The organism is uncultured Litoreibacter sp., assembly GCF_947487515.1.
GTDB lineage: Bacteria > Pseudomonadota > Alphaproteobacteria > Rhodobacterales > Rhodobacteraceae > Litoreibacter.
The window spans coordinates 717856-741051 of record NZ_CANKWO010000002.1 but is presented as its reverse complement, the minus strand read 5'-3'; the positions used below and the strand labels follow the sequence as shown (position 1 = coordinate 741051).

The following is a 23196-nucleotide window of genomic DNA, read 5'->3' as shown; positions in this document are numbered from 1 at the left end:
GAAACCGCATATGAGCAATGTCATCCTTACCAAGACCCGCATTCAGGCCGGCATCTATGAGGCGGTTCTTACCGCCGAGACCGAGGAAAACTACCATCCAGATTTGGTCGCCCTACATCTGGAACGAGAACTCGACGGCCTGAGCGTCACCGAGGACACCAGTCTGGGCAACACTTGGCACGTGCGTTTTGACATCCCGCGTGAGGTTCTGACTGATGGCGTGCAGACGTTTCTCATCAATGAAAGACCCACTGGTGAAACTCTGGACAGCTTTGCGATTATAACCGGTGAAGTTCTTTCAGACGACTTTCGCGCCGAAGTAGACTTGCTGCGCGCAGAACTGGACATGCTAAAGAAGGCTTTCCGCCGGCATTGCGTTGAGACCAGCTAAGCCATCTTCTCCGCTACATGACGCCGCGTTCCGCGTGACCTGTGTCTAGGCTTCGGTAAAGCTGTCAGGAACCTTGGAGAATACTCATGACCGACTATCCGCACCTGCTGGCCCCACTGGACCTTGGCTTTACCACCTTGAAGAACCGCGTCCTGATGGGATCGATGCATACTGGCCTCGAGGAAACCAAGGACTGGGACCGTGTGGCCGAATTCTATGCGACCCGTGCGCGTGGCGGAGTGGCGCTGATGGTGACCGGTGGCATGGCCCCGAACCGTGAAGGGGGCGTGTTTCCTGGTGCCGCTGGGCTGTTTTCGGCGGAGGACATTGCCAATCATAAGATCGTCACCGACCGCGTCCATGATGCAGGTGGCAAGATCGCCATGCAAATTCTACACGCAGGCCGCTATGCCTATAGCCCTGATTGTGTCAGTCCTTCGGGGGTGAAGTCACCCATTTCCCCCTTCCCGCCAAAGGAATTGGACGAAGACGGGATTGAGAAGCAGATCGCCGACATCGCGACCGCCGCCAGCCGCGCCCAAGACGCAGGGTATGACGGGGTGGAGATCATGGGGTCCGAGGGATATTTGCTGAACCAGTTCCTTGTGACCCACACCAACAAGCGCGAAGACCGCTGGGGTGGCTCCTATGAGAACCGCATGCGGTTGCCGGTCGAGGTGGTGAAACGCGTTCGGGCGGCCGTCGGGTCAAACTTCATCGTGATCTATCGGCTGAGCATGATTGACCTGATCCCCAACGGCTCTACTTGGGACGAGGTTGTGCTGCTTGCCAAGGAGATCGAAAAGGCTGGGGCCACCATTATCAACACCGGCATCGGCTGGCACGAAGCCCGCATTCCAACGATCGCCACCTCCGTGCCGCGCCGTGCCTTCACTTGGGTTACCAAAAAGCTGATGGGCGAAGTATCGATCCCAATCATCACCTCCAACCGCATTAACACCCCCGAAACCGGCGAGGATGTACTGGCAGAGGGCTGCGCGGACATGGTGTCCATGGCGCGGCCGTTCCTTGCCGACCCACATTTCGTGGCCAAGGCTGAAGCAGGCGCGCCAGATGAAATCGCACCCTGTATTGCGTGCAATCAGGCCTGCCTCGACCATACCTTTGGGGGAAAAATCAGCACCTGCCTTGTGAACCCCAAGGCGTGCTTTGAAACCGAACTCGTCGTGACCCCGACGACCTCCGCTAAATCTGTTGCCATCGTGGGTGCAGGGCCTGCGGGGCTATCCGCCGCACTGACCGCCGCCGAACGGGGCCACAAGGTGACATTGTTCGACAAGTCCCACGAATTGGGCGGGCAGTTGAATATGGCCAAGCAGGTTCCGGGCAAAGAGGAATTCTTTGGCCTCGTGGATTGGTACAAAACCATGGTCAGCAAAAGCAGCATCACATTGCAGTTAGAAACCGAAGCCACGCCTTCTATGCTGTCCGACTTTGACGAGGTCGTCATTGCCACAGGTGTGTTACCCCGCGACACAAAGATCGACGGCCAAGACGGTCCAAATGTGGTGTCCTATATAGATGTGCTGCGCGCCAAGGCGCCTGTGGGCAAGCGCGTGGCAATCATTGGGGCTGGCGGGATCGGCTTCGATGTGGCCGAATATCTGACCACTGACGATAGCCCAACAATTGATCTGGATGCGTGGATGGAAGAATGGGGCGTCACCGATCCCGCTTTGCGGCGCGGCGGCGTCGCTGAGGGCGGGGCAAAGCCGGAAGCCCCAGCGCGGCAGGTCACCTTGCTTCAACGCAAATCCGAAAAACTGGGCAAGCGGCTGGGCAAAACCACCGGCTGGATTCACCGCGCAGCGTTGCAGATGAAGGGCGTCACCATGATCGGAGGCGTCAACTACGAACGGATTGACGCCCATGGGCTGCATGTGTCGGATGGCGAGGCCCGTGAAAACCCGCGCGTCATAGAGGTCGATACTATTGTTATGTGTGCGGGCCAAGTTCCCCTGCGCAGCCTTGCGGATGAACTAATCGCCATCGGGCGGACCCCGCATGTTATCGGGGGGGCGGATGTCGCTGCCGAATTGGATGCAAAACGCGCGATCAACCAAGGCACCCGCTTGGCGGCCTCTCTGTAGCCAGACAATTTCGTTGATTTGCTGAGGTTTTCCGCTGCTTTTGCAAGTTGGAAACGTTTGTTTACCTGTTTCCACGATACGAACGATCCCTGCATATTCCCTTGAATCGTCCAACCGACTTCGCATTCCTGCCCCAATTGGTGAGGATAAAGGCTCAGATATTATGAGTTTTGAGGTGTCCGAATGGATAGACTGACCGAAATGGAAGCATTTGCCACTGTGGTGGACCAAGGGGGGTTTACCGACGCTGCCCGCAAGATGGGGATTTCGAAATCCGCCGTCTCGAAGCACGTCTCCTCTCTTGAAACCCGCTTGGGTGCGCGACTGCTAAACCGTACGACACGGCGCGTCAGCCCAACGGAAATTGGCCTAGCCTACTATGACCGCGCCCGCCGCGTTCTGAATGACGCCGGTGAAGCGGATGCTTTGGTCTCCTCTATGCAAAGCGCGCCATCTGGATTGCTGCGCATATCTGTGGCGACGGATTTCGGCGTGAACCACATGTCCCCGATCTTGGGCGACTTCCTTGTGGATTACCCAGATATCACCGTGAATATGGTGCTGAACAACCGCTTCGTGGAGCTCATCTCCGAGGGGTTCGATCTGGCCATTCGCATTGGCGAGATGGAAGACAGCTCCCTGCGCGCACGCAAATTAACGGAAACAACCAAACGTCTTATCGCGGCCCCAAGCTACTTTGAGCAATTTGGCCATCCCGAAAAAATTGATGATCTGAACGACCACAAGCTTCTGCATTATTCCAACCAGTCTGCTGGCAATGTCTGGAAGCTAACTGCGCCCTCAGGCGAAAAACGCCAAGTGCGCACGCAAGGCTGGTTGACCGTGAACGACGGGCAATCCTTGCTGAATGCCTGCGTATCCGGATTGGGCATCGCGTATCTCCCTAGCTTCCTTTACGCAGACGCATTGCGCCAAGGGCTGGTACAAGAGGTCATGCCAGACCTGCCAAAAGAGACCCAAGGCATCTACGCGGTCTACCCGCCAGGCCGCTATACCCAGCCAAAGGTTCGCACATTCATTGACTTCCTTGTCGAAGCTTTCAAGGAAAAGGGCCCTGACGTCTGGGCCAACTAAGAAAGACAATTTCCCCGATGTTTGGCAGCATCACTGTTGGGTCGAGGTGATTATCACCTCGACCCTTCTGTTTAGGGTGCGCCCTTCTTCGTTCAAGTTGCTTGCGCGCGGGGCAAGATAGCCTACCCCGTCGGATTCAACCTGCGATTTTGGAATTCCAAACTCCGAGGACAAGCGCGCCGCAACGGACTGCGCGCGCTTGCGAGACAGGGCAACATTCCCCTGCAACGATCCTTCGGCGTCTGTGTGGCCGACCAAAGCAATGCGGATTTCCGGATTGGCCCACAGGTATTCCGACAGATCAATCAGCGACAGAAACTTACCTTCGCCCAACGCAGATGAGCCGGTTTCGAATTGCAAATCATCCAACACCGCGTGGCCTTCACTTTGCAAAAGCTCAATCACCGAGCCGAAGGTGATGTTGGGAACTGCAGGCGCCACCTGCGACACCTTCCCTGCAGATTTCGTCGACAGAGATGTCGTATCGGGGCTGCCTACAAGTATCATTTGCACAAAGGCATTATCCGCGCCCCGACTAACCAGCAGACTTACATATTCAGGGACAGGCCCACCAAGCCGCTGCGCCGACAGAAAGCGGAAATCCCCCAGATCGACGTGCATCACCGGTTCGGGCAACACGTCTGTGGTGAAGCGAAAGTCAAACCCGCCACATACCTGCGTGGTGCATTCATACAGCAGCTCGAACCCTGTGGCCTCGAGTTGTTGGCGAAGGCTATCCATCACCAACAGCGACGTTCCCACCCCAACATCAACCCGCCATGAGCGCGTGATCTGGCGCCCCTCGGCCACCAGCGTTTGGACAAAACCATCAGCATAGGGACCAACTGGCAGTTTATAGCTGCCAAATTCCTCGGTTTGGGAAAAGGTCTCGGACACAGGCCCCGGAAATGTCAGTGCCAAATCGGCAATGGCAGAGCTTGCGAACATTATGCCCGCCAGACATGTTGGAAGTGTCCGGTTCATCTATCAGCCGCGTGATATTCCGCATTGGGGCGCATATCGACCGCCGATGCCATGCGGTTCGTCATGTTGAAGAAGCTCGCCACCGCGGAGATGTCCCAAATGTCGTGGTCGGTGAACCCGACCTGACGCAGCGCATCGCGGTCTGCCTCTTCAATTTGGTAGCTGGCTTCAGTCATCTGCACCGCAAAATCCAGCATCGCGCGTTGGCGGGCGTCCAAAGGCGCAACGCGGTAATTCATCACCAAAGCCTCGCCCAAGGCCGGATCGCCCGACAACTGACGCACGGCCGCCCCGTGTGCCACAAGGCAGTAGAAGCATTTGTTTACGGAAGACACTGCCACGGCGATCATCTCACGCTCTAGCTTGGACAGGTTGCTATCCCCAAGCATCAGATCGTTATACATGCCGGTAAAGGCGTCCAGCTTGGCCGGATCAAAGGCATAGGACTGCAACACATTCGGGATCATGCCCAGTTTTTGGGTGCAGATGTCGAAGTATTTTTGGGTCGCCTCAGGCAGCGGGTCAGCCATTGGCAGGTCAAGTGCTGTCACTTTAGGATTTGTCACGGGGGCAGGGCCTTTCAAGGTTTCATTCGGTAATGATACCGCCCAACCGCGGACATGCCCAGAGAGCTATACAACGATTGCGCGGCGGTGTTGGCCTCGGTGGTCACCAATGAGAAGTGATGAGCCCCGTTTTCCTTGGCCCAGCGGGCAGCGGCATTCATCATGCTGCGGGCAAGGCCTTGGCGACGGTACTCTGGCAGAACCTCAACGGCATGGACCATTGCAGTCGTGCCGTGCATGGCAACAAAGGCACATCCCGCAGCGCGGTCGCAGATGCGGCCTAGGATGGATGTCTTGGGGCCTTCGACACGGTCCATCACCGACAAACGGTCTGCATTGATGCCGCCCTCTGCCCAAATGTCTTTCATAATTTGCAAAGGTGGCCAGATGTCGAAGGCAGTCACCGGCGGCACCTCCGCCTCAAATATTGGTCCAGCGAACAGAACTGACGGGTCTATGATTTCATATCCCATCTGCGCCAAAATAGAGTCTAATTCACCGTCTTCAGGCCGGATTGAGAAAAGCGCTGGTTGCCCGCACTTCTTCATTTCGGCCACGGCGGTTGCCACATCATCTGCTTGAACAGCCTCCATCGGGCGTGCAGCAGAAACCCGTTTGCCGCCCCCCTGACCATCGCGGATCAACCAAGGGCCAACCCGCGTTTCATCTGCAGATGGCCATGTGGCCTGCACCACTTCAAACAGCTCAATTCGGTTCAACGCCCAACTCCTTTGCCAATTGCGCGACAACGACCGTCACCCGGTTCGCATCAACTCCACGCGCCACGAGGTTACTGCCATAAACCCCGTCATTCTGAAAAGGGTAGGATCCCAAGGACACATCGGGGTTTGCACGCGCTAGCCTGCCCAGCGGCCCCGCAATGTCACCCTCACCGATATGCACCTTTAGCGTCTGCGACAACAAAGGCTGCCCGCCTGACAGCAGGGGCAGCACAGTCGCGACCATCGCATGAAACACCTTCGGGACGCCTGCCATGACATGTACATTCCCCAAAATGAATCCCGGAGCGACCGAAACCGGATTGTCGATCAGCGTCGCCCCCTCCGGTATCCGCGCCATACGCTTGCGGGCCTCGTTGAATTCTTTCCCCTCACTTGCATAATGAGCAGCCAGCAAATCACGCGCGTCATCGCGCAGATCTACATGTGCGCCAAAGGCCGCGCCGACGGCATCCGCTGTGATGTCATCATGGGTGGGCCCGATGCCGCCTGAGGTAAACACATGATCATAGCGGGCGCTCAGGGCTTGGACCGCCTCAACAATGCGGTCGTGTTCATCTAAGACCACCCGCGCCTCCAGCAGGTCAATTCCAACACCGGTCAGCGCGCAGGCCAAATGATGGGTGTTGGTGTCTTTGGTGCGTCCCGACAGGATCTCATCCCCGATAACAAGCATTGCGGCAGAGGGGTTGGGCATGGCGTGATCCTTGATTGGCTACTCCGTTTCGGTATAGGCCCCGCTTATGCGCTTTCAAACCCCACTTGTTCCCGCTCGGCTGATCCGCCGCTACAAACGTTTCCTCGCAGATGTAGCATTGGAGGACACTGGGCAGGAGGTCACGGCCCATTGCCCCAACCCCGGCGCGATGCTGGGGCTGAAAGATAGCGGAACCCGCGTCTGGCTGGAGCCAAATGACGACCCAAAGAAGAAGCTGAAATACGGCTGGCGCATATCGGAGCTGACTGACGTTGATTTCGCCTGTATCGACACCGGACTACCCAATCGCGTGGTGAAAGAGGCGCTTCTTGCGCAAAAGATCGTTGAGCTCTCTGCGTATAAATCCGTTCGGTCAGAAGTGGCGTATGGTACCGGAAGCCGCGTGGATTTCCTGCTTACGCAGACCGGACTGCCTGACGCCTATGTAGAGGTGAAAAGCGTCACCCTTCGGCGCGAAACGGATTGGGCAGAGTTTCCCGATTGCGTCACAAAACGCGGGGCCAAACACCTGCGTGAGCTCAGTGAAATGGCGCAAGGCGGGGCGCGCGCCGTGATGTTGTATCTGGTGAGCCGGACCGACTGTGGTAGATTGAAAATGGCCGCAGACCTTGATCCGGACTACGCCGAAGCCTTCGATGCCGCGCGCGCCAACGGGGTCGAAATGCTGTGCTACACCTGCGACATATCCAACGCAGGCATGGCGCTGACCACCCCCCTCCCGATAGACCCGTCGCCGCAAATGGTCGCAAGGCTGGTCTAACGCTTTCGGGCGCATTATATGTGCCGTGAACAACACCGGAGAGACCCGTGGACGACTCGACCCATAAAGGCCGCATCACTAAGCATGGCATTCGCATCTATGACGACGTGGATTTTGCGGGCATGGCAAAAGCCGGAGAGCTGGCCGCAGAAATTCTCGACAATATGGTCGGTCTTGTGCAGGTCGGCACCACGACTGCGGCTCTTGATGCGGCGATCACCAAAATGGTGGACGACGCCGGAGCAACCTCAGCCACTATTGGCTACAAGGGCTACCAACACGCCAGCTGCATCAGCGTAAACCATGTCGTTTGCCACGGCATTCCAGGCTCAAAGGTTCTGAAGCAAGGCGACATATTGAACATTGATGTCACCGTGATTGTGGACGGTTGGTTTGGCGATACCAGCCGGATGTATGTCGCGGGCAAACCCAGCCGCAAGGCCGAGCGCTTGATCCAGATCACCCATGACGCGTTGTTTGAGGGCATTATGGCCGTCAAGCCCGGCAATACGTTCGGCGATATCGGTCATGCCATCCAGAAGTTTGTAGAAGCACAACGCATGTCGGTTGTTCGCGATTTTTGCGGGCATGGCTTGGGTCGCGTTTTCCACGCTCCACCCAATGTTTTGCACTATGGCCGCCCGGGCACCGGTGCTGTTTTGGAGGAAGGCATGTTCTTCACCATTGAGCCAATGGTGAATTTGGGGCGCCCAGAGACCAAAGTACTGGCAGATGATTGGACGGCCGTGACCCGCGACAAATCACTGTCCGCACAGTTTGAGCATTCCATTGGTGTCACATCTGACGGGTGTCAGATATTTACACTGTCACCCAGTGGGAAATTTCACCCGACATACTCGGGCACTTAACGCGCAATTAAGTCGAATCGTCTGAACTGCGGTCATGACACTGCATCAGACACATCTACACGACGCCCTGCCAGGCCTTCATTCTCATCGTCTTTCTGTCGTAGCGGCACCTGAGGCGGAGCAACACGGTCACCGCCAAAGAGTGCGCGACCGGTTTTTGCGCATCGGCGGTGAGGCCACCCCAGAGATGGAATTACTGGAACTGGTTTTGTACCGCGCTATCCCGCGCCGCGAAGTTCGAAGTTTGGCCCGACGTCTGTTGGCGACTTTTGGCGATTTTAACGGGGTTATTTCCGCGTCAAGCAATCGGCTCTCGTCGGTCCAAGGGGTTGGCTCTTGCGTCATTCGTGAATTGAAAATCGTGGAAGCAGCCGCACAGACAATGGCGCGCACGAAGGTAATGCATCGGGATGTTTTGTCGACTTGGGATGCCCTGCTGGCCTATTGCCGCACCAAAATGGCCCATATGGACCGCGAACAATTCCGTGTTCTGTTTTTGGATCGCCGGAACAGGCTGGTCGCGGATGAAGCCTTGCAAACTGGCACGGTCAACCACGTCCCTGTCTATCCACGCGAAGTTCTTAAGCGGGCATTGGAATTGAACGCATCTGCTTTGATTTTGGTGCATAATCATCCATCGGGTGACGTCACCCCATCCGACGAAGACATCGCCATGACGCGGCAGGTTCAAAGCGGCGCCGACGCGTTGGGTGTCGTTCTTCATGATCATCTGATTGTAGGTGGTGCGGGGAACTATTCTTTCCGCTCGCATGGTCTGATCTAGGGCGCTACTTCACCCAAACCTCGACCCGACGGTTGATGGCGCGTCCCCATTCCGTATCATCACAGGCCATTGGCAGTGCTTCACCAAAGGCCGCGGGCTGTATAGTAACGCGGTCAAGATCTACGTCCGGCGCGGCCTCTTTTAACAAACTAAGAACGCTGCGCGCCCGCTTTAGCGACAACGAAAGGTTCGGCCCAGCCGGACCATCGCCGTCACTAAATCCCGCCAACAGCAAATCGCGCCCGTTGAACACCCCCGTTTCAAGCGCCCGCGCCAGACGAATGACGTTCTCTTGTGATTGAACGTCAAGCCGTGTCCCACCGGTAAATCGAAACGTGGTTGAAAGCCGGTCGCGATCACGCAACGCCGCCACCATACCTTGAAGGTTTTCAAGAGACACCTCCGGCCCAGCTTGGGAAATAGCGTGCGCCAATCGATCCCCTTGATCGTCAAACCGCGTCTTGGTGATGGCCTGATCTACGAAGCCCGCCCTGCGTATAATCAAGTCAGCCGCAGGGTCTTGGGTGAACTCTAGGAACTCGCGCGCCATTAGAGGCAACCGCCGCGCGGGTGTGTATAGCATCAATGGCAACGTCAGCGGGTAGTCCTCGGCGCGCAGGGCAGACAGGGTTGCATTGGTCTCAAAGCCGCAGGTTCCGGCCACTTTCATTGGCAAGGTGTTTCCAATTTCACTAAGCGTGGTGATCCCTATGGCAAAAGTGTCATCTGCCACGTGATCTGCCACGTCTTGAAGCAATGTGTGATGTGTGGCTTCCGTTGCGACCGACAAGCCGTTCGGCTTTAAAACATGGTCTACAAAGGCCTCGTATAATCCGGATGCGGGGTCCGGCAAATGGCGCACGATGGGAACATCCGGCCCACCAATGTCCGACCAGTGCTTTGCTTCGCCCGACACTGCTGCCGCCATATCTTTCAGCGAGATGCTTCGTAATGGCTGCCCAAGTGCCGCGACAGCTACGATACCGTCAAGCGCCACCACACGGGCCCGCCGCCCTTTCAACAGGTCGCCCGACGACGCCACCCGAGCCATTGCAACCTCATCTTTGTTTGGCTCGCGAAGCACCAGTGCTATGTCCGCTTCTTCGGCGATCAGGTCGGCGTATCCTTCTGCCGTGGTTCCGGATGACAGCGAAAAGCGCGCCTTTACGCGATCCTTATCGTTCAACACGAATGTCGATTGCCGATCACTTGCCACCTCTCGCGTGACGGTCAACCCGTTGCGCATGGCGAAGGCCTGAATCAACGCGGGGACCAGCACCTCTGCCATTCGATTGGTTCCGGACATCCGGATATTCGCAACAAATGCGTTGAGGTCGGGGCATCCAGGCCCGTCACAAGTAACACCTTCCCCATCCAAAGTCAGAGGTCCGTAAATGGTGTCGACACGAAAGAATTCACCATCGTAGGTCAGCAGGGTGCCTTCGATTTCTATACCCCCGTCGCGCGACGTAAGGCGCACGTCATTTGCCAAGGCCGAAACCCCAAAGGCGCACAGCAAAGCAGCCGCCCAAATACTACGCCAAAGGAGTTGCACCGTTTTGTCCGCCTTAGTTTTGCGAGAGTTTCAAATCTTGGAGGATATTTTTCAACTCAATACTTTGGCCAACCGCATTACATCCTGGCCCCTTTAGCTTCAGATCATAGGCGGATGTCGGCTCTCCGGGGACCTTGCGGCGTACCCGCGCTTCACGGCCGGTTTCACAGTTCTCTGCGGTGACCGGTGATAGCAGTGACAGTCGTACAACGCCTGTGGCGTGACGGGCGTCTATTCTGCTGGAGAATACGTGCAGCTCTGACCCATCTGCGTCCTCGGATCGTCCAAGTCTGATCACCGCACCATCCAGAACCTTGGGGGCCTTTGCCACCAATTCCCCTGGTGCCGCACCTTTCCACTGCAAAGCCACACGTGCGAATTCTACCGCCTCGGGCACATCCGCCGAGGCCGACAAGACCGTGCCATCAGAAAGATCGGCCCGCACGACCGCATTCTCGGACAGGGCGGGTAAAAGCAAATGCAGCTCCCCGGTCATGGGCATGGGAACGGTGAACGACAGCCCCTCATGCTCCATCCGGACCATGTCGTAGGGCAGGCAAGGCGCTTGAAGGTGAATGGCCAGCATCGCATCAATCGCCACATCCATGGAGATTGACGGGTCACACGCCGTACCAAAATTCGAGATATTCGCCTGTCTTGCAACAATATCCGCGATGGGTGCGGGTGGTGCTGACAAATGCGCCGCCACGGGTTTGAGATGAGTAAAGGGAACCTCCGCATCAGCTGGTATGTCCGGCGTCACATGCGAAATTTTGGGAAAGGGTGGCGTGACCGCCGCAGGCAACACGTCTGCCATAATCGGTGATGATACACCAAGCCACACGGCCAAAGCCGCGTTTGTTAAAAATCTGCTCATTTACCTGCCTTGCCGAGTTTTCTCGTTGCAATAGAGCTTTAGCGTAGCAGAAAAATTGGCTTGGTGGAACCTTTAGCCGATCTCACCGTGGCAATGTTTGAACTTCTTGCCCGATCCGCAAGGGCATGCAGAGTTGCGCCCGGGATTGCCCCAAGTGGTTTCGTCGTTTTCGTCAAAACCCGAAAGCGCCTTTGGGGCCTCTTCGTGTGCAGGAGCTGCCGGTTGCGCACCAGCTTGTTGCGCAAGGAACTGTTTCATCATCTGTTCTTGCTCAGCCTCGGTTAGCGGCCGAACCTGAGACAGCTTTTGCGTCACATCAACCCGCAGGCTGTCCAGCATACCTTCAAACAGTTGGAAGCTTTCTGTTTTATACTCGTTCAACGGATCGCGCTGGGCATATCCGCGGAAGCCGACAACAGACCGCAGGTGTTCCAGCTTCAGCAGGTGATCGCGCCATTTCCCATCGATGGTTTGCAACAAAATCTGCTTTTCGATGTTGCGCATTTGATCGGGGCCGAAGTCGACGGCTTTCTTGGCCATGAATTCGTCCGAAGCATCGTACAGGCGTTCGCGAAGGCTTTCGTCGTCCACGCCTTCTTCCTCGGCCCAAGCAATAACCGGCAGATCAACACCAAGAGTTTCAAGCACGGCAATATACAGCCCTTGGGTATCCCATTGATCCGCATAGGACTTCGGCGGGATGTATTGATCCACCAAATCATCGATCACCTGATGGCGCATGTCTTGCGCGATCTCGCCGATTTCTTCTGCTTCCATGATCTCCATGCGCTGACTAAAAATAGCTTTGCGCTGATCATTCATAACGTCGTCAAACTTCAAGAGCTGCTTGCGAATGTCGAAGTTGCGACCTTCCACTTTGGCTTGCGCTTTCTCCAAGGACTTATTCACCCAAGGGTGCGCAATCGCCTCGCCTTCTTTCATGCCCAACGTCGACAGCATTTTGTCCAAACGTTCCGAGCCGAAAATGCGCATCAGATCGTCTTCCAAAGACAAGAAGAAGCTGGACCGACCCGGATCACCCTGACGGCCGGAACGTCCGCGAAGCTGGTTGTCGATACGGCGACTTTCATGGCGCTCTGTTGCCAACACATAGAGACCGCCTGCAGCTTTCACTTCGTCTTCGGCTTTTGATTGCTCTTCTTCGATGCGCGCACGAATGGCTTCCGGATCGCCTTCTGGATCCGCCTCCAGCGCATCCATGATCTTCATCTCGGCGTTGCCGCCCAACTTAATATCCGTCCCGCGTCCCGCCATGTTGGTCGCGATGGTCACGGCCCCAATGGTTCCCGCGTTTCCGACGATTTCGGCCTCGCGTTCGTGCTTGCGCGCATTCAAAACATTATGCGGAACTTCGGCCTGCTCTAGCAGCTGTGACAGATATTCGGACTTTTCAATCGATGTGGTCCCGACCAGAACCGGCTGCCCAGTTGCATGGGCGGTTTTGATTTCCTCAACGATTGCTTCGAATTTTTCCTTGGCCGTGCGGTAAATCGCGTCATGCTCGTCAATCCGCGCAATCGGTTTGTTTGTTGGCATCTCCACGACGCCAAGGCCGTAGATTTCCTTGAATTCTTCGGCTTCTGTCGCCGCGGTACCTGTCATGCCGCCAAGGCGCGAGTAGAGGCGGAAATAGTTCTGGAACGTCACAGATGCCAATGTGATGTTTTCAGGCTGGATCGCACAGCCTTCTTTGGCTTCAATTGCTTGGTGCAAACCGCCCCCAAGACGTCGGCCAGCCATCATGCGACCGGTGAATTCATCGACCAACATCACTTCGTCATTGCTAACCATGTAGTCTTTGTCTTTGTGGAATGCCTTATGGGCCTTCAACGCCTCTGTGACGTGATGGACCAGCGAGGTGCTTTCCGGATCGTAGAGCGACTGCTCTTGCGGCAACAGCTCCATCTCGCGCAACCGTTTTTCAAGGAAGTCGTTGCCATCGTCAGTGATCGTCACGACGCGGGTTTTTTCATCCAGCTTATAGTGTTCTTCAGACAGCTCAGGGATCAGCTTGTCGATTGTGATATACAGCTCGGAGCGATCTTCCGACGGACCGGAAATGACAAGTGGCGTGCGCGCTTCGTCAATCAGGATCGAGTCAACTTCATCAACGATCGCAAAATTGTGACCGCGTTGCGCCATCTCTGACAGGTTAGAGCGCATGTTGTCGCGCAGGTAGTCAAAGCCCAACTCGTTGTTGGTCGCATATGTCACGTCAGCCGCATAGGCCGCTTTCTTTTCCGCGTCAGGCTGCTGCGGGTAGATCACGCCAGTGGTCAAACCCAAGGCGGAGTAGACCTTGCCCATCCATTCGGCATCTCGCTTGGCAAGGTAGTCATTCACGGTGACGATATGCACGCCCTTGCCCGACAAGGCATTCAGATAGGCCGGGAAGGTCGCCACAAGGGTTTTCCCTTCACCGGTTTTCATCTCGGCGATATTTCCTTGGTGCAGGAAAATGCCACCCATAACCTGTGTATCGAATGCCCGCAGACCCAGCGCGCGTCGCGCGGCTTCGCGCACATTAGCGAAGGCTTCGGGCAGCAAATCGTCAAGGCTTTCGCCCGATTGCGCACGCATCGCCAAATTTTCAGTGCGGCTTTTGATTTCGTCGTCGCTCAGAGCTTCGAACTCTGGCTCTAGCGCATTCACTTTAGCCACAAGCGGCCGGACAGCTTTTACTTTGCGGTCGTTCGGTGTTCCGAAGACCTTTTTCGTAATAGTACCCAAACCCAGCATATTTCCGCGCCTTTTTTGATGGCAAACAAATTTGTGTCTAGCTTCACCTTGCCCCTTTGGCCGCCGCACCATATCTCGACAGCTAAGACAAGACGCGCCTCAGACCTCTTGGCGATGTAAGGGCCGTGTCTATTAGTGTCAACGCCGCGCCCCGTGCGGCCCCTGAGGAGACAGATAATATGGGCAAATTTTCAACACTTCTGCGTGCAACCGGTCTTGCCGTGACCGTCGCAATGCCAGCCATGGCGCAAGACGCGAAAACGGTCATGGCCACTGTAAACGGCACAGATATCACTCTTGGTCACATGATCGCGCTGCAAGAACGTCTGCCCGAGCAATATAAACAGCTCGACGACAACGTCTTGTTTAACGGCATTTTGGACCAGCTGATCCAGCAAACTGCACTTAGTCAGGAAATGGAAAAAGACCTGTCCGGCTCTATCGCATTGAGTCAGGAAAACGAAATCCGCGCCTTCCTCGCAAGCGAACTTCTTGCCAAGATCGGCACTGCTGATCTGGACGAAAGCGCGATTGCTGCCGCCTATCAAGATCGTTTTGCCAACGGTGAATCCGAGACAGAGTACAGCGCAGCGCATATTCTTGTCGAAACCGTCGAAGAGGCCAATGAATTGATCACCCAGATCAAGGACGGGGCAGATTTCGCAGAATTGGCCAAGGAGAAATCCACCGGCCCAAGCGGTCCAAGTGGTGGCGCTTTGGGGTGGTTTGGCAAAGGCGCAATGGTTCCGGCCTTTGAAGAAGCTGTCGTAGCCCTTGCTGACGGCGCGGTCTCCGAGCCAGTTCAAACCCAGTTCGGCTGGCACGTCATCAAGCGCAACGAAAGCCGCATCAAAGAGGCCCCAACGCTAGACGAGGTGCGCGACGAGTTGGAGCGCGAGTTGCGCGCCAAAGCAATCGAGGACGAGATCACGCGCCTGACTGAGACAGCCGAAGTAACCCGCGCAGAGGTAAAGGTTGATCCCACAGTCATTCGCAATGTAGGCCTTTTGTCGGAATAATCGACAAAAGGTCCCACGCCGATGGCCAGCACTACCAAAATCTCCCCCCTTGCGCCCAAGGGGGGGTTTCCGAAATTGCCTGTGATTGACGGCATTCGCTTTTCGACCATTGCTGCGGGGGTCAAATATTCAGATCGCACCGACGTGATGCTCGCCGAGATTGCCGCCGGCAGCGCGATTGCTGGGGTGTTCACCAAATCCTCGACCCGCTCTGCGCCAGTGCTGGATTGCCAATCCAAGATGGGCCGCGTCGAAGATGACGCCAAAGGGTTTGCCTTTTTGGTAAATTCTGGGAATTCCAACGCCTTCACCGGTGGCATTGGCGTGAGTGCAGTGGAGGCCATCACCCGCAAGACTGCGGACACATTGGCCCTGCCGGTGTCGCATATCTACACAGGCTCCACCGGCGTCATCGGCGAGCCGCTGCCCTATGACAAAATCACCAACACGCTGGACGAGTTGTCACAAACCTTGCGCGCCGACCGCATCGAGGACGCCGCGCGCGCCATCATGACCACCGACACTTTCGCCAAAGGGGCTTCGGCCACATGCGAAATTGGCGGGGTTGAGGTCAGTGTCTCAGGCATCGCAAAAGGTTCCGGCATGATCGCGCCAGACATGGCGACCATGCTGGTCTACATCTTCACCGACGCCAAAATCAGCCAGCTTGGACTGCAAGAAATGGTGTCGCGCCTCAATGAGGGCACTTTCAATTCCATCACAGTCGACAGCGACACCTCAACATCCGATAGCCTTTTGGTCGCGGCCACCGGCACCTCGGGCGCCAACGTCGAGGACAACGAAACCTTTGAGCGCACGTTGGGTGTTGTCATGAAAGACCTCGCGCATCAGGTGGTGCGTGACGGCGAAGGGGCCACCAAATTTGTCGAAATTCGCGTTGAAGGCGCAGACAACAATATCGATGCCCGCAAAGTCGCCATGTCGATTGCAAATTCTCCATTGGTAAAGACAGCAATTGCGGGTGAAGATCCGAATTGGGGACGCGTGGTTATGGCCGTGGGCAAATCGGGCGCAAGCGCCGACCGCGACCGTCTGTCGATTTGGTTCGGTGATGTCTTGGTGGCGAAGAACGGGTGGGTTTCACCCGATTACATCGAGGCAGACGCTGCGGCCCACATGAAAAACGAAGACCTGTTGATCCGTGTAGATCTAGGGTTGGGCGCTGGGCAAAGTACCGTTTGGACCTGCGACTTGACCCACGGCTACATTGAAATCAACGCGGACTACCGGTCGTGAAAACAGTTCTTGTCTCCGCTGTCGCCCTGATCGACGCCGACGGTCGCGTCTTGCTGGCCCAACGCCCCGAAGGAAAATCAATGGCGGGTTTATGGGAGTTTCCAGGTGGCAAGGTGGAAGTTGGCGAAACGCCCGAAGCGGCATTGATCCGAGAGCTACAAGAAGAGTTGGGGATCAACACTTGGCAAAGCTGCTTGGCCCCCCTGACATTCGCGAGCCACAGCTATGATGATTTTCACCTGCTGATGCCGCTTTTTGCTTGTCGCAAATGGGAAGGGATTCCATCGCCACAAGAAGGGCAGACGCTGGAATGGGCAAGGCCGAACGCCTTGCGAAATTACGAAATGCCACCTGCCGACATCCCCCTCATTCCGATTTTGCGTGACTGGTTATAGGCTTAGCGGATATCACAAAAAGGTGACTTTTTCAGTGGAAAAAGAAGCTCAGCTCAGTAAGATGCCCCTAAGTAACTTTGGGGGAAGTGAACATGATGGCAACCGTCACAATCGGAAGCTGCGTTTCTATTCAAGGCATCTTTGTTAAGGCGCTAGAGAACGGGCTCATTCGGGTAAAAGTGGACGACCGCGTTTTTGATGGCCGCCCGATTGCACCACGCCCCAGCTAAACCCATCCCTTTAGATTATCGCCGATGATTTCAGCCAGCGCAGCGATATGCGCGGGCTCGTCGTTGAGACAGGGGATGTAGGTGAACTGTTCGCCGCCGGCCTCTTCGAAGCTTTCTTTGATCTCTTCGTTGATCTCCTCGAGGGTCTCGATGCAATCCGCCGAGAAGGCGGGGGCGATCACCGCGATTTTCTTTTTGCCTGCTTCGGCCAATCGCGCGACTTCCTCTACGGTGTAGGGCTTCAGCCACTCTTCGCGACCAAATACCGATTGGAACGTTGTGGTGATCTCCGTGTCATCCCAGCCCAGCCGCTCCTTCAGAAGGCGCGTCGTTTTCTGGCATTGGCAGTGATAGGGGTCACCCTCCATCAAATAGCGGATCGGCATCCCGTGATAAGAGCACACCAAAATATCAGGACGCTCTATCCCCTCGTAGGCGCGCTCCACTGATTGGGCAAGCGCGTCAATATAGGACTCGTTTTCAAAATATGCCGGTACGGTCCGCGCAGAAGGTTGCCATTTTTCTTTCATCAGCGCGCGAAAGAATTCGTCATTTGCCGTGGCAGAGGTCGCCCCAGCGTAATGCGGATAAAGCGGGAAAAATACGATCTTGTCGCAGCCTTTGGCGATCAGCTCTTTGACTTTGGATTTGGTTGATGGGTTGCCGTAGCGCATACAGAAATCCACCTCGACGTTGTCGCCGTAGGTGTCTCGCAGCGTTTGTTTCAGCGCTGCGGTCTGGTCCTTTGTGATGGTCAAAAGCGGGCTTTCGCCCTGCGCATGGTTCCAAATGCTTTTGTAAGCCTCACCGGAGGAAAAAGGGCGCTTTGTCAGAATGATAAGCTGCAATAGCGGTTGCCATTTCCATGATGCAATATCGACCACGCGCTTATCGGACAGGAACTCATTTAGATACCGTCGCATTGGCCAATAGGTGTAGTTGTCCGGCGTGCCTAGGTTAGCGACAAGCACACCTACCCTGCCAAACTTCACTTTCGGGTGGTCTGCATCTGCATGAGGCAAGGGCGTCGCGTTCATCATGTCCATCATCTTTTCTATTTCTTATCCCCTGTAACCGGTTTTGCATCTAAGCCCAACTCCGGCGTGTTCAAGAAATCGGCAAGGCGGGTCGTCGCTGATCCCGGTTGCAAAGGTTTTTGCTGAGTCTCGGAAGGAGCCCAACCGGTTAGAAAAATCATCTCAAACGTCGCAGAGACGCGATTATCTTCGGTAGCGTAATGTTGCGAATATATGCGCTCCATTCGGCTGAAAAGCGCGCGCGGCGGAGATTTTCTGTGGCGATCGTTCAGGGCGTTGCCCTCCCCCATCGCGCGCAGATCACGCAACAAGCCCATTGGGGATCCGTAAGTCACCCCGCGCTTGAAGCTGTCCGCCACCGGCAGCGCCAAGCCGGCGCGTTGCAACAGGCCGCCAAGATCGCGAATTTCACCCATAGGAGCCACTCGCGGAGCAAGCCCGCCAGTTAGCGAGGCCTCCGCCTCGGACAAGGCTGCACGCAGTTCAACCAAGGTTTGCCCCCCCAAGAAAGCGGCAATAAACAACCCGTCCGGTTTTAGCGCCCTGCGGCATTGCACCAACTGACCCACAGGGTCATTTGCCCAATGCAATGCCATCGCATGGACGACCAGCTCAAATTGTTCCGGCTCCAAGGCCAACGTGTCTTCATCAGGCACAATCACAGCATTGGGGAAGGCTTTTGCCCAAAATTCACGGTGACCGGTGACTATCGCCATCGACGTAAACGTCCTGTTAACGTCGATAAGCCTTTCCTGAACCTCGAACACTGCCTCGTCATGCAAAAACATTGCAGGGCCTTGTCGCGCGGCCCGTTGGCGTTGGCGCGTAAGGGCGATGCGGTCTGTTAGAGGGCGAGGCTGAGACACAAAATATGCTCCTGAAGGCGAAAGGCAAGTCGCCGTTATTTAGAGGAATGCCATGAATTTGCAAACCGCCCTACAGCTGATCTACCCCGCACATTGCCTGACGTGCGGCGCAGCCGTGGAGGATGATCTCTCATTATGTGGCAACTGCTGGCGTGAAACGCAATTCATCCATGGTTTAACCTGCAAAAGCTGCGGCGTTCCACTGCCTGGAAAGGACAAAAGCGACGATCTGCAATGCGACGATTGCATGAAAATTGCGCGCCCTTGGCGACATGGCGCGGCTGCGATGCTCTACAGTGGCAAAGGGCGCGACATCGTATTGCGCTTAAAGCATGGGGATCGAACCGAATTGGCGCGACCGGCGGCAATGTGGATGGCCCGTATCGCGCCGCCGATAGAGCCTGACACGGTTGTTGTTCCCGTCCCGCTGCACTGGCTTCGGCAACTTAAACGGCGGTACAACCAATCGGCACTGATCGCGAAAATTCTAGCCGAACAGCTAGGAACGCCCTTTCTTCCCAATGCGCTGAAGCGCCCCCAATCGACAGAGGTGTTGGACGGAAAATCGCGCATCAGCCGATTTGCCACCCTGAGCAGAGCCATAACCCCGCACCCCAAAAAGGGGGCGCAACTAAACGGGAAACATGTTCTGCTGGTTGACGACGTCATGACATCTGGTGCGACTTTAGCGGCCTGCACCGAGGCCTGCATTTCAGCTGGCGCACGAGAAGTTGACGTTGTGGTGCTGGCGCGCGTGTCAAAAGATGACTAGCTAAGGTGCCAACGCAAAAATGACGAAGGATTTGAACCCGATGGCCAAGATCGAGCTATATACAAAATCGACATGTGGCTACTGCCACGCCGCCAAGCGCCTCTTGGCCCAAAAAGGTGTGTCATACGAAGAAACCGACGTAGAGCGTGACAGCGGCGCCAAGGCCACAATGATCCAACGCTCAAACGGGGGGCGGACGGTTCCTCAGATATTTATCGACGGGAAGCATATTGGCGGATTCGATGACCTGAACGCCTTGGATCGTCGCGGCAAACTAAACGCCTTGTTAAAGTGAAGCTCGCACTTCTCCAGCTCAACGCAAGCGATGCTCCTGCAGAAAACTTGCCTGTAACGCTTGCGTTGATCAAGGACGCGGCGGCGGCTGGGGCCGAGTTCATATTGACGCCAGAGGTGACCAACTGCCTCTCGACAAGCCGTCAACATCAAACGTCGGTGTTATCCACGCAAGACGATGACCCCAGCTTGGCGGCCTTCCTTCTTGCAGCCGCCGAGTACAAGGTTTGGCTCATGATCGGGTCTTTGGCCCTGAAGACGAATGACCCCGACGGGCGGTTTGCCAATCGGTGCTTCTTGATAAATCCGCAAGGTGAGATTGCCGCGTGGTACGACAAAATTCACATGTTCGACGTGGATATCTCGGCGACCGAAAGCTACCGCGAAAGCGATGGCTACCGCCCCGGAAACCGCGCGGTCGTGGCGGATGCCGGTTTCGCCAAAATCGGGATGACCATTTGCTATGATATGCGGTTTCCCAAGCTTTACCGCGATCTGGCGCATGCTGGGGCACACATCATCACCGCCCCCGCGGCGTTTTCTCCGGTCACTGGGGCGGCGCATTGGGAAAGCCTGTTGCGGGCGCGGGCGATTGAAACCGGCTGCTTCGTGATTGCCCCTGCCCAAACCGGAAAGCATGAATCCAGCATAAGAAAATCCCGTTCCACCTATGGGCATTCCGTCGTTATTAGCCCGTGGGGCGAAGTAATTCTGGACGCAGGGACGGATGCCGGTATGGTCTGCCTCGAGATCGATCTGGGCGACGTTGCGAGGGCGCGACAGCGTGTCCCTTCCCTAACACATGACCGCCCCTATACGTTTTGACCTATGCCAGAGACCCCAAATTCCGTTGCCGTATCGCTGTTTAGCGAGCTGTTCATGGTGGACCAGCTTGCGCGAAACAAGCTGAGCAAAGCGCTGCCCAAAGGCATGGAGTTGTCTCATTTCACCTTGCTGAATCACCTGTATCAACTGACCGACCCGCGCACGCCTGCACAATTGGCCAAAAGTTTTGCGCTGACACGGGGTGCGCTGACAAACACGCTGGCAAAGTTGGAATGGGCCGGTCACATCCATGTTTCACCCGATTGGGACGATGCGCGACGCAAGCAAGTTGTGATTAGCCCCGCTGGCCGACGCGCCCGCGATTCTGCGCTGGAGACCATAGCACCCATGATTGTGGGGATCGTGAACAACGTAGGCTCGGACAGAGTTCGCGATTCTATCCCAATTCTGCGCGATCTTCGCCGTAGTTTAATGGAGGACTAGGCAGGCTTTGTGCTTGCCGTGACATAGTTCACCGATAAGTCGCGATCCGACAAAGACCAGCTCCATGCAATCGGATTAAACACGAACCCCTTGCGGTCCACGGGGCTTAGCCCCGCATCAGAAATCAGATTGAACAACTCATCCGGCGTGATGAACTTGTTCCATTCATGCGTCCCCTTCGGCAGCCACCGCATGATGTGTTCCGCCCCGATAATCGCCACCATGAAGCTTTTGGGGTTCCGGTTGATGGTCGAGCAGAGCATCAGTCCGCCGGGCTTCAGCAGTGTTTTGCAAGCGGTCAAATAGGCAAGCGGGTCTGCAACATGCTCCACGACCTCCATGTTCAAAATGACGTCGAATTGCTCGCCCGCGTCGGCCAGCGCTTCGGCCGTGGTGTGACGATAGTCTATGTTTAATCCCGATTGCGCGGCATGCACTTGCGCTACCGGAATGTTTCCACCAGCCGCATCCGCACCCACCACATCTGCACCCAAACGCGCCATCGGCTCTGACAGCAATCCGCCCCCACAGCCGATATCCAAAATACGAAGTCCTTTGAACGGCTCCGGCGCATCCAGATCTCGATCAAACTCTGCGGAAATCTGGCTTGTGATGTAGTCCAACCGGCACGGGTTCAGCATATGGAGCGGCTTAAATTTGCCATTCAAGTCCCACCACTCTGCGGCCATGGCTTCAAACTTCGCTACTTCTGAGGGGTCGACGGTCGAGGCATTCATGTGCAAACTCATCTTCAATTTGGTCACTTTCGGGCATGGCACCCAGCGCTATGCCGACTATATAGGGCTATATGGACAGATCGTCAGGACAAAACAGCGCGGTGGCGCATCTCTACCCACCGATTGACCCCTTTGATCAGCGAATGCTGGAAGTGGGAGACGGCCATCGCATTTACGTTGAGCAATGCGGAAACCCCCAAGGTATACCAGTTGTAGTGCTACACGGCGGCCCCGGAGGAGGGTGCTCTCCTGCGATGCGCAGATATTTTGACCCGACCATATACCGCATTGTTTTGTTTGATCAGCGCGGCTGTGGTCGGTCGCGGCCGCACGCAAGCGTGGAGCATAATACCAGCCAACACCTTATTCGCGATATCGAGTTGATCCGAGAAACCTTCGGGATCGACAAATGGGTTGTCTTTGGTGGCAGCTGGGGCGCGACCTTGTCCCTACTTTATGCGCAAAGCCATCCTGATCGCGCGGCCCATCTGGTGTTGCGCGGGGTTTTCTTGATGACGCAAGCAGAACTGGATTGGTTCTATGGCGGCGGCGCTGGTCAGTTTTTTCCAGAGCAATGGGCGCTATTTGCGGACCTCGTGCCGCTGGAAGAGCAAGACGATATGATCGCCGCCTACAACCGGCGCCTGTTTTCCGGTGATATCGCACTCGAGACATTATACGCGCGGGCTTGGGCTGGTTGGGAAAACGCCCTTGCTGCCTTGCGGGTGAATCACCCCGTTGGAAATGCCCCTGCCGAATACGCACGTGCATTTGCGCGACTGGAAAACCACTATTTCACCCACAAGGGTTTCCTTGACCATGATGGTCAAATTCTGGCACGCCGGAGCACCATCGAACATATTCCAACAGATATTGTTCAAGGGCGTTATGACATGATCTGCCCGCCCATTTCGGCCTATAACCTTGCGAAAGGATGGCAAAATGCCCGCCTTAGGATGGTTGCTGCCTCGGGTCATGCGCTGTCAGAACCTTCAATCACGGAGGAGCTTGTTCGAATAATGAACCTCTTAGGTGAAAATTACACCTAATTGGATTCAAACGACCAAAAATCCAGAAGAATCTTGCGTTGCGGGTTTACAGATTAATATC

The 23196-nt window shown here is 55.9% G+C and carries 25 protein-coding genes; 15 read left to right on the top strand and 10 right to left on the bottom strand.

Translation table 11 applies throughout. The features are described from left to right. Positions 1-10 precede the first annotated feature (10 nt). The 3 genes from Q0746_RS09270 (at position 11) to Q0746_RS09260 (ending at position 3597) form a co-directional block, all read left to right on the top strand. Positions 11-391 carry a hypothetical protein gene (locus Q0746_RS09270; protein WP_298259489.1) on the top strand — a complete coding sequence of 127 codons (381 nt, stop codon included), beginning with the start codon at positions 11-13 and terminating at the stop codon, positions 389-391. 86 nt (positions 392-477) lie between these two features. Further along, positions 478-2502 carry an NADPH-dependent 2,4-dienoyl-CoA reductase gene (locus tag Q0746_RS09265; protein ID WP_298259487.1) on the top strand — a complete coding sequence of 675 codons (2025 nt, stop codon included), beginning with the start codon at positions 478-480 and terminating at the stop codon, positions 2500-2502. A gap of 183 nt (positions 2503-2685) precedes the next feature. Further along, complete coding sequence (locus tag Q0746_RS09260; RefSeq protein ID WP_298259485.1) at positions 2686-3597, top strand: LysR family transcriptional regulator; 912 nt, start codon at positions 2686-2688, stop codon at positions 3595-3597. Between the two features lie 30 nt (positions 3598-3627). On the opposite strand, the gene Q0746_RS09255 is transcribed toward Q0746_RS09260, so the two are convergent. From Q0746_RS09255 to Q0746_RS09240, 4 genes are read right to left on the bottom strand one after another with little or no spacing between them, the layout of a single operon-like run. Next, positions 3628-4545, bottom strand: coding sequence for an OmpA family protein (locus tag Q0746_RS09255; RefSeq protein ID WP_298259483.1), 918 nt, complete (start codon positions 4543-4545; stop codon positions 3628-3630). A 32-nt stretch (positions 4546-4577) separates the two neighbouring features. Then, positions 4578-5147 (bottom strand): peroxidase-related enzyme, encoded by a 570-nt coding sequence (locus Q0746_RS09250; RefSeq protein ID WP_298259481.1) that lies wholly within the window; start codon positions 5145-5147, stop codon positions 4578-4580. A gap of 14 nt (positions 5148-5161) precedes the next feature. Then, the gene (locus Q0746_RS09245; protein WP_298259479.1) at positions 5162-5866 is read right to left on the bottom strand and encodes a GNAT family N-acetyltransferase; all 705 of its coding nucleotides are present in this window, start codon (positions 5864-5866) and stop codon (positions 5162-5164) included. After that, positions 5853-6584: a molybdopterin-binding protein gene (locus Q0746_RS09240; RefSeq protein ID WP_298259477.1), complete on the bottom strand. Its 732-nt coding sequence runs from the start codon at positions 6582-6584 to the stop codon at positions 5853-5855. Before Q0746_RS09240 ends, Q0746_RS09245 begins: the two co-directional genes overlap by 14 nt. A gap of 46 nt (positions 6585-6630) precedes the next feature. Between Q0746_RS09240 and sfsA the strand changes: the two genes are divergently transcribed. Genes sfsA through radC form a run of 3 tightly spaced genes read left to right on the top strand, consistent with a single transcriptional unit; the run spans position 6631 to position 9018 of the window. Continuing rightward, the gene (gene sfsA / locus Q0746_RS09235; protein ID WP_298259475.1) at positions 6631-7365 is read left to right on the top strand and encodes a DNA/RNA nuclease SfsA; all 735 of its coding nucleotides are present in this window, start codon (positions 6631-6633) and stop codon (positions 7363-7365) included. A 47-nt stretch (positions 7366-7412) separates the two neighbouring features. Next, positions 7413-8234, top strand: a complete 822-nt coding sequence (gene map, locus Q0746_RS09230) for a type I methionyl aminopeptidase (RefSeq protein WP_298259473.1) — start codon at positions 7413-7415, stop codon at positions 8232-8234. Positions 8235-8268: 34 nt separating this feature from the next. Beyond that, complete coding sequence (radC, locus tag Q0746_RS09225) at positions 8269-9018, top strand: DNA repair protein RadC (RefSeq protein ID WP_298259471.1); 750 nt, start codon at positions 8269-8271, stop codon at positions 9016-9018. A 4-nt stretch (positions 9019-9022) separates the two neighbouring features. Here radC and Q0746_RS09220 read toward each other — a convergent pair whose 3' ends face one another. The 3 genes from Q0746_RS09220 to secA form a co-directional block, all read right to left on the bottom strand. Further along, a complete protein-coding gene (locus Q0746_RS09220; RefSeq protein WP_298259469.1) occupies positions 9023-10573 on the bottom strand; it encodes a phosphate ABC transporter substrate-binding/OmpA family protein in 1551 nt (516 codons plus the stop codon). Between the two features lie 13 nt (positions 10574-10586). After that, on the bottom strand, positions 10587-11450 hold the full coding sequence (locus Q0746_RS09215; RefSeq protein ID WP_298259467.1) for a hypothetical protein: 864 nt from the start codon (positions 11448-11450) through the stop codon (positions 10587-10589). Positions 11451-11522: 72 nt separating this feature from the next. Next, positions 11523-14210, bottom strand: a complete 2688-nt coding sequence (secA, locus tag Q0746_RS09210; protein ID WP_298259465.1) for a preprotein translocase subunit SecA — start codon at positions 14208-14210, stop codon at positions 11523-11525. A 179-nt stretch (positions 14211-14389) separates the two neighbouring features. Here secA and Q0746_RS09205 point away from each other — a divergent pair, with 179 nt between their 5' ends. The 4 genes from Q0746_RS09205 to Q0746_RS09190 all read left to right on the top strand — a co-directional run bounded on the left by Q0746_RS09205 (position 14390) and on the right by Q0746_RS09190 (position 17111). After that, positions 14390-15229 (top strand): peptidylprolyl isomerase, encoded by an 840-nt coding sequence (locus Q0746_RS09205; protein ID WP_298259463.1) that lies wholly within the window; start codon positions 14390-14392, stop codon positions 15227-15229. A 21-nt stretch (positions 15230-15250) separates the two neighbouring features. Further along, positions 15251-16486, top strand: a complete 1236-nt coding sequence (gene argJ / locus Q0746_RS09200) for a bifunctional glutamate N-acetyltransferase/amino-acid acetyltransferase ArgJ (RefSeq protein WP_298259461.1) — start codon at positions 15251-15253, stop codon at positions 16484-16486. Next, positions 16483-16881, top strand: a complete 399-nt coding sequence (gene mutT / locus Q0746_RS09195; RefSeq protein WP_298259460.1) for an 8-oxo-dGTP diphosphatase MutT — start codon at positions 16483-16485, stop codon at positions 16879-16881. Before argJ ends, mutT begins: the two co-directional genes overlap by 4 nt. 92 nt (positions 16882-16973) lie before the next feature. Next, complete coding sequence (locus Q0746_RS09190; RefSeq protein WP_298259458.1) at positions 16974-17111, top strand: hypothetical protein; 138 nt, start codon at positions 16974-16976, stop codon at positions 17109-17111. On the opposite strand, the gene hemH is transcribed toward Q0746_RS09190, so the two are convergent. Together hemH and Q0746_RS09180 are read right to left on the bottom strand one after the other, a co-directional pair. Beyond that, complete coding sequence (hemH, locus tag Q0746_RS09185) at positions 17108-18151, bottom strand: ferrochelatase (protein WP_298259456.1); 1044 nt, start codon at positions 18149-18151, stop codon at positions 17108-17110. The genes Q0746_RS09190 and hemH overlap by 4 nt on opposite strands. Positions 18152-18165: 14 nt before the next feature. Then, a complete protein-coding gene (locus Q0746_RS09180) occupies positions 18166-19014 on the bottom strand; it encodes a methyltransferase domain-containing protein (RefSeq protein ID WP_298259453.1) in 849 nt (282 codons plus the stop codon). Positions 19015-19066: 52 nt separating this feature from the next. Here Q0746_RS09180 and Q0746_RS09175 point away from each other — a divergent pair, with 52 nt between their 5' ends. The 4 genes from Q0746_RS09175 to Q0746_RS09160 are packed head-to-tail and all read left to right on the top strand — an operon-like array spanning position 19067 to position 21349. Further along, positions 19067-19786, top strand: a complete 720-nt coding sequence (locus Q0746_RS09175; RefSeq protein WP_298259450.1) for a ComF family protein — start codon at positions 19067-19069, stop codon at positions 19784-19786. Between the two features lie 40 nt (positions 19787-19826). Further along, positions 19827-20081 carry a glutaredoxin 3 gene (gene grxC / locus Q0746_RS09170; protein WP_298259725.1) on the top strand — a complete coding sequence of 85 codons (255 nt, stop codon included), beginning with the start codon at positions 19827-19829 and terminating at the stop codon, positions 20079-20081. After that, positions 20078-20905 (top strand): carbon-nitrogen hydrolase family protein, encoded by an 828-nt coding sequence (locus Q0746_RS09165; protein WP_298259448.1) that lies wholly within the window; start codon positions 20078-20080, stop codon positions 20903-20905. Before grxC ends, Q0746_RS09165 begins: the two co-directional genes overlap by 4 nt. 3 nt (positions 20906-20908) lie before the next feature. After that, entirely contained in the window at positions 20909-21349 is a 441-nt protein-coding gene (locus tag Q0746_RS09160; protein WP_298259446.1) for a MarR family transcriptional regulator, read from the top strand. Here Q0746_RS09160 and ubiG read toward each other — a convergent pair. Then, complete coding sequence (gene ubiG / locus Q0746_RS09155) at positions 21346-22086, bottom strand: bifunctional 2-polyprenyl-6-hydroxyphenol methylase/3-demethylubiquinol 3-O-methyltransferase UbiG (RefSeq protein ID WP_298259444.1); 741 nt, start codon at positions 22084-22086, stop codon at positions 21346-21348. The genes Q0746_RS09160 and ubiG overlap by 4 nt on opposite strands. A 71-nt stretch (positions 22087-22157) precedes the next feature. On the opposite strand from ubiG, the gene pip reads away from it, so the two are divergent. Beyond that, complete coding sequence (pip, locus tag Q0746_RS09150; protein WP_298259442.1) at positions 22158-23135, top strand: prolyl aminopeptidase; 978 nt, start codon at positions 22158-22160, stop codon at positions 23133-23135. Positions 23136-23196 lie beyond the last annotated feature (61 nt).

What these genes read in the sequence shown, in the direction of transcription:
- Q0746_RS09255 (WP_298259483.1), bottom strand. Translation starts at nt 4,545, where the DNA reads ATGTTCGCAAGCTCTGCCATTGCCGATTTGGCACTGACATTTCCGGGG.
- ubiG (WP_298259444.1), bottom strand. Translation starts at nt 22,086, where the DNA reads ATGAATGCCTCGACCGTCGACCCCTCAGAAGTAGCGAAGTTTGAAGCC.
- Q0746_RS09260 (WP_298259485.1), top strand. Translation starts at nt 2,686, where the DNA reads ATGGATAGACTGACCGAAATGGAAGCATTTGCCACTGTGGTGGACCAA.
- Q0746_RS09160 (WP_298259446.1), top strand. Translation starts at nt 20,909, where the DNA reads ATGCCAGAGACCCCAAATTCCGTTGCCGTATCGCTGTTTAGCGAGCTG.
- secA (WP_298259465.1), bottom strand. Translation starts at nt 14,210, where the DNA reads ATGCTGGGTTTGGGTACTATTACGAAAAAGGTCTTCGGAACACCGAAC.
- Q0746_RS09175 (WP_298259450.1), top strand. Translation starts at nt 19,067, where the DNA reads ATGAATTTGCAAACCGCCCTACAGCTGATCTACCCCGCACATTGCCTG.
- Q0746_RS09240 (WP_298259477.1), bottom strand. Translation starts at nt 6,584, where the DNA reads ATGCCCAACCCCTCTGCCGCAATGCTTGTTATCGGGGATGAGATCCTG.
- hemH (WP_298259456.1), bottom strand. Translation starts at nt 18,151, where the DNA reads ATGATGAACGCGACGCCCTTGCCTCATGCAGATGCAGACCACCCGAAA.
- Q0746_RS09215 (WP_298259467.1), bottom strand. Translation starts at nt 11,450, where the DNA reads ATGAGCAGATTTTTAACAAACGCGGCTTTGGCCGTGTGGCTTGGTGTA.
- Q0746_RS09270 (WP_298259489.1), top strand. Translation starts at nt 11, where the DNA reads ATGAGCAATGTCATCCTTACCAAGACCCGCATTCAGGCCGGCATCTAT.
- Q0746_RS09265 (WP_298259487.1), top strand. Translation starts at nt 478, where the DNA reads ATGACCGACTATCCGCACCTGCTGGCCCCACTGGACCTTGGCTTTACC.
- argJ (WP_298259461.1), top strand. Translation starts at nt 15,251, where the DNA reads ATGGCCAGCACTACCAAAATCTCCCCCCTTGCGCCCAAGGGGGGGTTT.
- Q0746_RS09190 (WP_298259458.1), top strand. Translation starts at nt 16,974, where the DNA reads ATGATGGCAACCGTCACAATCGGAAGCTGCGTTTCTATTCAAGGCATC.
- Q0746_RS09205 (WP_298259463.1), top strand. Translation starts at nt 14,390, where the DNA reads ATGGGCAAATTTTCAACACTTCTGCGTGCAACCGGTCTTGCCGTGACC.
- grxC (WP_298259725.1), top strand. Translation starts at nt 19,827, where the DNA reads ATGGCCAAGATCGAGCTATATACAAAATCGACATGTGGCTACTGCCAC.
- pip (WP_298259442.1), top strand. Translation starts at nt 22,158, where the DNA reads ATGGACAGATCGTCAGGACAAAACAGCGCGGTGGCGCATCTCTACCCA.
- sfsA (WP_298259475.1), top strand. Translation starts at nt 6,631, where the DNA reads ATGCGCTTTCAAACCCCACTTGTTCCCGCTCGGCTGATCCGCCGCTAC.
- radC (WP_298259471.1), top strand. Translation starts at nt 8,269, where the DNA reads ATGACACTGCATCAGACACATCTACACGACGCCCTGCCAGGCCTTCAT.